General features: G+C 61.0%; 5 protein-coding genes. 2 read left to right on the top strand and 3 right to left on the bottom strand.

Translation table 11 applies throughout. The features are described 5' to 3' along the window. A partial coding sequence (locus tag AC1DYI_RS26705) for an ATP-binding cassette domain-containing protein (protein WP_477207159.1) occupies positions 1–166 on the bottom strand: 166 nt, incomplete at its 3' end. A 178-nt stretch (positions 167–344) separates the two neighbouring features. On the opposite strand from AC1DYI_RS26705, the gene AC1DYI_RS26710 reads away from it, so the two are divergent. Then, positions 345–1,025 (top strand): ArsR/SmtB family transcription factor, encoded by a 681-nt coding sequence (locus AC1DYI_RS26710; protein ID WP_477207155.1) that lies wholly within the window; start codon positions 345–347, stop codon positions 1,023–1,025. A gap of 42 nt (positions 1,026–1,067) precedes the next feature. Here the strand turns inward: AC1DYI_RS26710 and AC1DYI_RS26715 are convergent, their stop codons facing one another. Both AC1DYI_RS26715 and AC1DYI_RS26720 read right to left on the bottom strand, forming a co-directional pair. After that, on the bottom strand, positions 1,068–1,487 hold the full coding sequence (locus tag AC1DYI_RS26715; protein ID WP_477207156.1) for a response regulator: 420 nt from the start codon (positions 1,485–1,487) through the stop codon (positions 1,068–1,070). A 157-nt stretch (positions 1,488–1,644) separates the two neighbouring features. After that, complete coding sequence (locus tag AC1DYI_RS26720) at positions 1,645–2,814, bottom strand: tyrosine-type recombinase/integrase (protein WP_477207157.1); 1,170 nt, start codon at positions 2,812–2,814, stop codon at positions 1,645–1,647. 112 nt (positions 2,815–2,926) lie between these two features. On the opposite strand from AC1DYI_RS26720, the gene AC1DYI_RS26725 reads away from it, so the two are divergent. Beyond that, a complete protein-coding gene (locus AC1DYI_RS26725; protein ID WP_477207158.1) occupies positions 2,927–3,976 on the top strand; it encodes a DNA-binding protein in 1,050 nt (349 codons plus the stop codon). The last annotated feature ends 817 nt before the right edge of the window (positions 3,977–4,793 follow it).

Consider the following 4,793-nt stretch of genomic DNA (forward strand, 5'->3'; position numbering starts at 1 on the left):
CCATGATGCGGATCAGCGTCGATTTGCCGCCACCGCTGGGGCCGATCAACGCGATTCGGTCGCTCGGCTTCAACCGCAAATTGATGTCATGCAACGTCCGCTTGGAACCCCAAGCCTTCGCCACGCCGCGCAGCGACACCTCGGGTGTCGCATCGATCGCCACCATCGCCTACTCCCTTAGCACCCCTTGTGGGGTCGTGTTGACGCGACGGTGCCTGCGGTGCCAACTCTTTGGTTGCCCGTCTATCCCCCTGCTACCGCCCCTAATTTGAACCGTAACAAAATGCTACGATTCCACTTGTGTTAATGTGGACAAGTAATCAATTAATCCATTGACTAGGATCATGCCCGAAATCTCCACCATGTCAATTCGGTCATGCAAGACCGAGCTCTTTGAGCAGTTCGCACGGGTTGCCAAGGCGCTGGCCAGTGGAGTGCGGCTGGAAGTCCTGGACCTGCTGGCGCAGAAGGAGTACAGCGTGGAGGCCCTGGCCGACATGCTTGGCCAATCGCTGCAGAACATGTCCCGCCACTTGCAGGTGCTGCGACACGCCAAGCTCGTGACGAGCCGCAAGGACGGCAATTTCGTGCACTACCGCCTGACCGACTCCGACGTGTCGGACTTGGTCTCGCGCCTGCAGACGGTGTCGCAAAAGCACTTGTCCGAGGTGGACGAGGTGCTCGAGCGCTTTGAATCGCACGCGTCGGAGTTCGAGGCCCTGGACCTAGACGAACTCACGCGTCGCGCGCAACAGGGCGAGATCGTTGTGCTGGATGTGCGGCCGTCAGGCGAGTTTGCCGATGGCCATCTACCGAACGCACGCAACATTCCGTTGTCTCAGCTTGGCAACCGCGCATCGGAGTTGCCAACGGACAAACCGGTGGTAGCGTATTGCCGCGGGCGCTACTGCCTGCTCGCCTACGCGGCCGTGGATTACCTGCAGTCCATTGGCCTGTTTGCGCAGCGACTGGGTGAAGGGGTCATCGAATGGAAGCTTCGGCAGCTTCCCTTGGATCCTGCCTAAGGACCATCGACTTAGGGCGCTTGCGTCTCTTCGGTCAGTGCCTCAGGGCGGGGCTGTCGAACCTGGCTTCGCCATCCAACGGTCGAGCATTTGCTGCAAATCAGCAAACATGAACGGCTTGGTCAGCACGTCATTCATGCCTGCAGCCAAACACTGCTTGCGTTCGTCCGGCATGGCGCTCGCCGTGCAGGCAATGATTGGCATTTGTGGGCGCCCGTGAGCGGCGAACCACGCGCGAATCGCACGCGTGGCGACGAGGCCGTTCATCACCGGCATGTGATAGTCCAACACAGCGATGTCAAAACGCTGTTCCTGGATTGCCGCGTACGCTTGCGCACCGTCCGCAACGGTGACCACCTCGCAGCCCAGCAGCCCCAATGCGTGCTCGATAAGCAGGCTGTTGGATGGCTCGTCTTCTGCAACCAGTACTCGGCCTCTAGAGCAAGACGAGTCCATCGGCATAGACCAGTTCCCTTCGGACCAAATTCTTGTCATGGTGATCCCAAAATGCGATTGAAGCGAGGGTCTTAGCCCTTCGTCCCTGTCGATAGTGGGCACAAGTTCCAGCAACGCCACTTGGCCACACGGCGCTGCCGTTGAACCGGCGTATCGCCACGTATCAATGCCTCGTCCAGCCCACATGATGAACCGCCGATGTGGCGTCGTGACGGGCATCGTCTTCAGCGTGAACGTAGGTGTTGGTTGTGGCGATGTTGGCGTGGCCAAGGTTGTCGCGTACCGCTTTGAGATCCATTGTGTTGCTCTGGTGAGTGCCAGCGGTGTGGCGCATCCAATGAGTTGATGCCTGCTCGATGTGTGCAGCGGCTGCCTCGCCGTCAACGCCTCGCGCCCGCAGCCGGGTAGCGGTGGCCCGCATGACACCCTTGAGAATCTCGTGGATCGCCGTGCGTGCCATGGGCTTCGCAGCGCCGATGATGGGGATCAACACGGGCATGTCGTCCTTGCCGGATGGAAGTGGTGTCAGGCCTAACGAGCGGCGGTAGCGGATCAGTTCGGCCATCAACTCCTCGGTCGCCGGAACCAGTCGGGCCTTCTCGCCCTTGCCGACAACCTCAAGCCACCAGCGCTCCTTGCCGTCGGCGCCGCGCCGGCAGAAGAACCCACCCATCTTCGAGCCGCACACCTCCGACACGCGCAGCCCGCCGATGTAGAGCAGTGAAAACAGCCAACGAGTTCTATCGGCATGGGCGACTTCGCGTAGGGTTTGCCGAGGAAGCGTTTCGATGGTCGTGCGCACCTCGCGCCAGTGCGCTAGCGGTAGGAACCGAGCGACCTGTGGCTTTCTGTTCAAGCGCTTGCGCCGAGCCAACGCGAGGGGATTGCCGGCTAGGTATCCGGCTTCAACCAGCCAGCTGAACAGGCTGTTGATGATGGACAGAGCCTGGCGAACACTTTGTGCACTCAATGGTCCAGCAAACGGCCGCCAGGCCGCAGAACTGCGAGGCGCCTTCTGGCCAGGCGTCATCACCCACATCTGCGCCGGCTGCGGGTCACTCAAGAAGCGCTGATAGATCAGCAAATCTTCATGCGTGAGATCGGACAGCGCCGCACCACGCTGCAGGACGCACCAGAGCAGCAGTCGCTCGACTTCTTTTCGGTAGCTGGCCAAGGTCGCGGCAGAGTCGGCGTAGCGCGCGAGCCAAGCCAGCACGGCCGAGCGATCGTCTTGAGCGGCGATTTGTTGTCGCCCGGCACCCCGATTGCGCCCAGCAACGCCTGATAGGTGCGGCGGAACGGGCAGTTGGTCCAGAGTGACGATTTCAAGCACTGCATGATCTCGATGGCCGGGGACGAGCCATCTTATGGACATTAGAGTAGTTATGTCCATAGATTGACCACAGAAGTTAGATATTCAACGTGTTACGTCGTAATATCAATCCATGAGCGAAGAAACTGAGATCCTGGCCGAGGTCGAGGCACTGAAGGGCAGATTTAGCGACACAAAGGCGCTCTACCGAGAGGTCTGCGCATTGCTGTTCTTTCGGCACGGGATCACGCCCACGACGAACAAGCTCTACCAGTACGTACGCAAGGGCACGATGAGCACGCCCGCCGAGGCTCTGGCCAAGTTCTGGGACGACCTTCGTAGCAAGGCCCGCGTCGAAATCGAACACCCGGACCTGCCAACGGAGGTCAAGACGACCGCCGCGAATGCCGTTGCCGAGATCTGGCACCACGCCACCGCTGCGGCGCGCGACGAACTGGCGGCCGTGCGCATCGAACTGCAGGCGGAGCAGGAGCGGTTGCGGCATGACCAAACGCAAGCCGAGCAGGCTACCGCCCAGGCGCGGGCAGAAGCCCAGCAACTACGTGAGCAAGTCTCGAGCGCCGAGAGCGCGGCACGCCAAGTCCAGGCCGAGCTTGAAGCGGAGCGGCGGGCGCATGCCGGCGCCGTCGCGCGACTGCAAGAACTGCAAGCTCAGCTCGAACAGGCGCGCGCCCAGCAGCAGCGCCTGCAGGAAGCCTTCAGCGCCGACCTAGCTTCGGCTCGCGAGGCTGTTGAAGCGGCAGATCGGCGCGCTGCCGCGTCAGACAAACGCGCACTGCTGGAAGTTGAGCAGGAGCGTCAGGCTCGCAGCAAGGCAGACAAGCTGGTTGAGTCTGTGCGCGCACAGTTGGGCCAGGCGGAACAGCGCGAACGCCATGGCGCGCTGGAGCAGGCCGAAGCCGTAGCACGCCTTCAGTCTCAACTCTCAGCTGCCGCAGATGCGCAGCGCACCGCCACCGACCTCAACGCGCAGCTTCGGAGCGAGGGGGAAAGCTTGCGGCAGCAGTTGACGACCAGCCGGGAGGAGGCGGCTCGCTATCGCGCGGAGGCTGAGACCGTGCGCCTGCTGGTGGAGCGACTTGCACCGAGCAGTACACCGGCACAAACATCTGTGGCACCGAATCCAACCCGCTCGAGGCGGAAGCCCAAAGTTGACCCGTAGCCGCGCGTGATTAGGTGGTTTTATCCGAACGGCCTAATTAGTCGTTCTGGCTAATCTGTCCTAAACGTCTGCGGGACCACGCCGGTAGCGGGGCGCCAGAACTTGGACATTCGTGCCGCTAGGCTCCTCGTGGGGCGGCTGAGATTCACCAGACAGTGTCTGGCGAATGCATGCGCATGGATGGGCAGTGACGTCGCTCGGCGCTGTGCAATGTACGCGCGGCCGTCGCATTGGGGGCGAACGCCCGGAGGCTCGTTGCATCAGGATCGACGCCATTGATTCTTCAGACAGTGTCTGAAAAATGTCTCGCAGCCCGCCGGCATCGCCTCTTTGGCCAATCGGCAGGAAGCTGGTTCCCGCGCATGGCCGGCCGGCGCTACCGGCAGCAAGACTCTCAACTAATGTCGGCCTGACTCACTCGCCCGTTCCCGCGACTAAACGGGAGAGGCTTTCGATGCCAAAATGTCCATTAAAATCAAATAGTTAAAGAACTTTTTGGCGGAAAAATCGCGAATCCCGGCCAACCCTCAGCAAGATTTCGACGAGGCCATTCGGCGGGCCGAGGACGCCCTGCTTCAGGCGAAGCAAGCCGGCGGCAACCGTTTTCTCTTGAGTTCAGCGGTCTGAATTGGATGAGAGGACATGGCCGACTTCGTTCAGTTCCTTGTGCGTCATTCGTCAGTTGATTTCGCCACATGACCGAGCGCGGCCGTGGTGAAGGCCCTGACATGCCAATGAATTCAGCATTGATAACGGATTCAATGAGCACCGAACCTGCCCCGATGTCGGTGCTGGAAGGAGTCAGGCTCGTCTGTCT

It is taken from the genome of Ideonella sp. P3_A4, assembly GCF_056403075.1.